This is a genomic window from Streptomyces sp. NPDC030222, assembly GCF_055573115.1.
Genome location: NZ_JBVICA010000051.1, coordinates 1 through 6,126, shown reverse-complemented (window position 1 = coordinate 6,126; position 6,126 = coordinate 1). Strand labels below are relative to the sequence as shown.

At 69.4% G+C, this 6,126-nt stretch carries 1 pseudogene; it reads left to right on the top strand.

Features of this window, described 5'->3' with window-relative positions:
- Window positions 1–98: 98 nt before the first annotated feature.
- Window positions 99–6,126 (top strand): annotated as a pseudogene (locus ACZ4Z5_RS33130) (type I polyketide synthase); the annotation flags it as partial.

Genomic DNA, 6,126 nt, shown 5'->3' with positions numbered 1-6,126 from the left:
TGCTCGATCTCGGTTCCGAGACCGATGAGGTGTCGGTGGCGGCGATTCCCGCTGCGTTGGCGTCCGGCGAGCCGGAGCTGGCCATCCGCGAGGGTTCAGTGACAGCACCTCGCCTGGTCCGCGTACTGTCGTCGGACAGTGCGGCCGACACGCCGATCAGCCTCGGTGACCCGTCCGGCACCGTGTTGGTCACCGGTGCCACGGGCAGCCTCGGCCGCCTGTTCGCCCGCCACCTCGTGACCACATATGGCGTCGAGCGCCTGCTGCTCACCAGCCGACGGGGCCCCTCGGCTGACAGCACCGAGGAACTGGTCGCGGAGCTTGTCGAGTTGGGTGCTCACGTCGACCTGGTCGCCTGTGACCTCGCGGACCGGGATGCGCTGGCGGAGTTGCTGGCATCGATACCGGCGGAGCATCCGCTGACGGCTGTGGTTCACACGGCGGGTGTCCTGGACGACGGCATCCTGTCTTCGCTGACTCCGGAGCGGGTCTCGGGGGTGCTACGTCCGAAGGTGGACGCGGCCTGGAACCTGCACGAGCTGACGCGCGATCTCGACCTGTCTGCCTTCGTGTTGTTCTCGGGGGCGGCTGCCGCGTTCGGTGCGGCGGGTCAGGCGAACTACGCGGCCGCGAACGCGTTCCTGGAGGCGCTGGCCGAGCAGCGCCGTGCGGAGGGCCTGCCTGCCACCGCGCTCGCCTGGGGCCTGTGGGCCCCGCAGGCAGGTAGCGAGGTCGGGATGGCGGGTCAGCTGGACGAGGTTGACCTGCGTCGTATCGCCCGGGACGGTCTCGCCGCGTTCACGGGCGATGAGGGTCTGTCCCTCTTCGACACGGCGATGACGGTGGATTCGGCGGTGCTCCTGCCGATGCATCTCGATGTCGCGGTGCTGCGGGCACAGGCGGCATCGGCGGGGGCGACGCCGGCGCTGCTGCGAGCTCTCGTACGTGTCCCCGCGCGTCGGAGCGTCGAGCGGCCTGGCGGAGGCTTGGACGCCGGTTCGCCGTTGGTCGCGCGCTTGCTCGGTCTGCCGGCCGCGGAGCACGAGGGTGTGCTGCTGGACCTGGTGTGCGGGCGTGTGGCCGCAGTGCTGGGTTACTCCGGCGCGGAGGCGGTTGATGCCGAACGGGCCTTCAGGGACCTTGGCTTCGACTCCCTGACGGCTGTTGAGCTGCGCAATGTGCTGAAGGCGGAGACCGGTCTGCGGCTGCCCCCGACGCTGATCTTCGACTACCCGACGCCGGCGGGTCTGGCCCGCCATCTGCTCACTGAGCTGGCGCTGAGCAATGGGTTCGATGGTCAGGACGGTGTGCGGGGGCACCTGATGCCGCCCGTACGGTCGACCCCGGGTATTTCCGAGGATCCGATCGTGATCGTGGGCATGGGTTGTCGTTTCCCTGGTGGTGTGCGCACGCCCGAGGATCTGTGGCAGCTGGTGGCCATGGGTGGGGACGGCATCAGCTCCTTCCCGACGGACCGCGGTTGGGATGTGGAGGCGCTGTATCACCCGGATGCGGACCACGCGGGTACTTCGTATACGCGTGAGGGTGGGTTCCTGCACGATGCGGCCGAGTTCGATGCGGCGTTCTTCGGGATCTCGCCGCGTGAGGCTCTGGCGATGGATCCGCAGCAGCGGCTGCTGCTGGAGACCTCGTGGGAGGCGTTCGAGTGTGCCGGTATCGACCCGTCGTCGCTGCGCGGGAGCCGTACCGGTGTCTTCGCAGGCGTCATGTACCACGACTACGTGACAGGCGTCGGCATCGGGAACGGCGCCGGTGGCGGTGACGAATTGCCTGAAGGCGTCGAGGGATACCTGGGCACCGGCAATGCCGGCAGCATCGCCTCCGGCCGGATCGCCTACACCTTCGGTCTGGAGGGGCCTGCGGTCACTGTTGATACGGCGTGTTCGTCGTCGCTGGTGGCGTTGCATTGGGCTATGCAGGCGCTGCGTAATGGTGAGTGCGATTTGGCGCTGGCCGGTGGTGTGGCTGTCATGGCGACTCCGGAGACGTTCATCGACTTCAGTCGTCAGCGGGGTCTTTCGGCCGACGGTCGTTGCAGGTCGTTCGCGGAGGCCGCGGACGGCACGGGCTGGGCCGAGGGTGCGGGCATGCTGCTGGTGGAGCGGCAGTCTGACGCCCGGCGCAACGGGCATCCGGTGCTGGCGGTGGTGCGTGGTTCGGCGATCAACCAGGACGGTGCGAGCAATGGTCTGACGGCGCCGAACGGTCCGTCGCAGCAGCGGGTGATCCGTGAGGCTCTGGCGGGTGCGGGTCTGTCTGCCGCTGAGGTGGACGCGGTGGAGGCGCACGGTACGGGTACGCGGTTGGGTGACCCGATCGAGGCGCAGGCGCTGCTGGCCACGTACGGCCAGGACCGCCCGGCCGGCCGGCCGCTGCTGCTGGGTTCGATCAAGTCGAACATCGGTCACACGCAGGCCGCGGCGGGTGTCGCGGGTGTGATCAAGATGGTTATGGCGATGCGGCACGGGGTGCTGCCCAGGACCTTGCATGTGGATGCTCCGTCGAGTCGGATCGACTGGGGGGCCGGTGAGGTCAGCTTGCTGACGGAGGCGGTGGACTGGCCGGAGACCGGCCGTCCGCGCCGCGCGGGCATCTCCTCCTTCGGTATCAGCGGCACCAACGCCCACACGATCATCGAGCAGCCACCGGTTCTGGACGAGGCGGACGCGTCTGAGGTACTGGGATCACTGCCGATGGTGCCCTGGGTGCTCTCGGCGAAGGGCGAGGAGGCGCTGCGCGAGCAGGCACGCCTGCTGCAGGCCCATGTCCTGGCCGCGCCGAATGCGCGTCCGGTCGACATCGCGTGGTCGCTGGTGGCCGGTCGGGCGTCGTTCGAGGACCGTGCTGCGGTCGTGGCCGCGGACCGTGAGGGTCTGGTGGCCGGTCTCGACGCGCTTGCGGAGGGCCGTTCGGCTGCGGGAGTGGTGAAGGGCTCGCCGGCCTCCGGCAAGGTCGCCTTCCTGTTCACCGGTCAGGGCAGCCAGCGACTCGGAATGGGGCGTGAACTCTACGGCGCCTACCCGGTCTTCGCGGACGCACTGGACGCGGTGTGTGAACGGCTGGAACTTCCGTTGAAGAATGTGTTGTTCGGGTCGGACGTGGCTCTGTTGGACCGGACGGAGTTCACGCAGCCGGCGCTGTTCGCGGTCGAGGTGGCGTTGTTCCGGCTCGTGGAGAGCTGGGGTCTGCGGCCGGACTTCGTGTCCGGGCACTCCATCGGTGAGATCGCAGCCGGGCATGTTGCCGGGGTCCTGTCCCTGGGCGACGCGTGCACGCTGGTGGCGGCGCGTGGCCGTCTGATGCAGGCGCTGCCGACCGGCGGTGTGATGATCGCGGTGGAGGCGTCGGAGGACGAGGTCCTGCCGCTGCTGACCGGGGCCGATCGGGTGAGCATCGCGGCGATTAACGGTCCGCACTCCGTGGTCATCGCTGGTGACGAGGACGCAGCGCTCGCGATCGTGGAGTCGCTCACGGACCGCAAGACGAAGCGGCTGACCGTGAGCCACGCGTTCCACTCGCCGCACATGGACGGGATGCTGGACGAGTTCCGCCAGGTGGTGCAGCGGCTGTCGTTCGACATGCCGCGTATCCCGATCGTTTCCAATCTGACTGGCGCGGTCGTCTCCGATGACATGGCTTCGGCGGAGTTCTGGGTGCGGCACGTCCGCGAGGCGGTGCGTTTCCTCGACGGCATGCACGCCTTGGAAGATGCCGGTGTCACGACGTACGTCGAGCTCGGTCCCGGTGGCGTGCTCTCGGCCATGGGCCAGGAATGCGTGACGGATGAGGGCGCCGCCTTCGTGCCCGTGCTGCGCAACGGACGTCCCGAGACCGAGTCGGTGGTCACCGCAGTCGCGCAGGCCCATCTGCGGGGTCTGGAGGTGAACTGGCCGGCGTTCTTCGCCGGTTCGGGTGCCCGGCAGGTGGAGCTGCCGACGTACGCCTTCCAGCGGCAGCGCTACTGGCTGCAGCTGACGGGCGCGGTGCGGAGTGCTGTCGGCAACGACATGGACTCCCGTTTCTGGGACGCGGTGGAGCGCGAGGATCTCGAGTCGCTCACCGCCACGCTGGAGATGGACGACGACAGCGCCTGGAGTTCGGTCCTGCCTGCGCTCTCGGCGTGGCGTCGTGGGCTGCGGACGCAGTCGGAGGTGGACGCCTGGCGATACCGGGTGTCGTGGAAGCCGCTGACGGACGGAGCGACCGGGACCGGTGTGCGGTTGTCCGGGTCGTGGCTCGTGGCGGTGCCCGCCGAAGGCGTGGATGACACGGCCGTTGTGGACGCGCTGGCCGGCCGTGGCGCTGAGGTACGCCGGGTCGTTGTCGAGCCGGGGACGGATCGGGCTGCCCTTGCCGTGCTGCTGTCCGGCACCGTCGCCGACGTGCACGCCGATTCCGTCGAAGGTGTGGTGTCGCTTCTTGCTCTGGACGAGGCTGCTGGTGTCGTGGCCACGGCTGGTCTGGTGCAGGCGTTGGGTGATGTCGGGGTGGAGGCGCCGCTGTGGTGCCTGACCCGTGGCGCGGTCAGCGTGGGCCGTTCCGACCGTCTGGTGTCGGCGGTGCAGGCTCAGGTGTGGGGTCTGGGTCGGGTTGCTGCGCTGGAGGTTCCTGGGCGTTGGGGTGGTCTGGTCGACCTGCCTGAGGTGTGGGACGAGCGGGTCATGGCCCGTCTGGTCGGGGTACTGGCCGGAATGGGTGAGGACCAGGTCGCCGTACGTTCCTCCGGCGTGTTCGGACGACGGTTGGTCCGGGCCGCTGTCGGCAGCGCAGGCGCCTGGGCTCCGTCCGGGACGGTGCTGTTGACTGGTGGGACGGGTGCTCTGGGTGGGCGGGTGGCTCGCTGGCTGGCCGGTGCGGGTGCGGAGCGTCTGGTGCTGACCAGCCGCCGGGGCGCGGACGCTCCCGGCGCCGCCGAGCTGACGGCCGAGCTGTCCGGGCTGGGTGTGGACGTGTCGGTCGTGGCGTGCGACGCCTCCGACCGCGACGCCCTCCGTAGCCTCTTGGAGTCCGAGGCCGACACACTGACGGCGGTCGTTCATACCGCGGGGATCCTGGACGACGGTGTTCTGGACGCCCTGACCCCTGAGCGCTTCGAGACCGTCCTGCGTGCCAAGGCGTCTTCCGCGCTCAACCTGCACGAACTGACCGTCGAGCTGGGTATCGAGCTCTCCGCCTTCGTGCTGTTCTCCTCGATGAGCGGCATCACTGGTGCGGCCGGTCAGGCGAACTACGCAGCCGCCAACGCCTATCTGGACGCGCTGGCCGAGCAGCGGCGCGCTGCTGGTCTTGCGGCGACGTCGCTTGCGTGGGGTCCGTGGGCCGAGGGCGGTATGGCTGCCGACGAGGCCTTGGATGCGCGGATGCGGCGTGAGGGTCTGCCGCCGATGGAGCCGGAAACGGCGATGGCTGTCCTGCGGCAGAGCGTTGCCCAGTCGACCGATGCGGCACTGCTGGTCGCGGACGTGGAATGGACGCGCTTCGGGCCTGCCTTCACCGCAGCACGCCCCAGCGCCCTCTTCGCCGAGCTGTCGGAGACCGGGCTTGCCGCGCCCGCTGCCCGTGCCGAGGGCGACACCGCTTCGCCGGCCGAGCGGCTGGCGGGTCTTGGTGTGGCTGAGCTGGAGCGGGAGCTGCTGGGTCTGGTCCGTACGCATGTCGCGGCGGTGCTGGGGCATGACGGCGTGGACGCTGTCGGCGCGGAGCGTGCCTTCAAGGAACTGGGATTTGACTCGCTCACCGCGGTCGAGCTGCGCAACCGGCTGGGTGCCGCGACGGGCGTGCGTCTGCCGGCCACGCTGATATTCGACTACCCGACCGCATCTGCTCTCACCGCCTACCTGCGGGACGAACTGCTCGGCACGCAGGCTCCGATCACTGGCGGCCCGGTGACCGCGGCTGTGAAGACCGTGGACGACGACCCGATCGCGATCGTGGCGATGAGCTGTCGTTTCCCCGGTGGCGTCCGGACCCCCGAGGACCTCTGGCGGCTGCTGGCGAGCGGTGGCGATGGCATTGGTGAGTTCCCGACCGATCGTGGTTGGGACCTGGACCGGCTGTACAGCCCGGATCCGGATCGGCAGGGCACGTTCTATGCCCGTGAGGGTG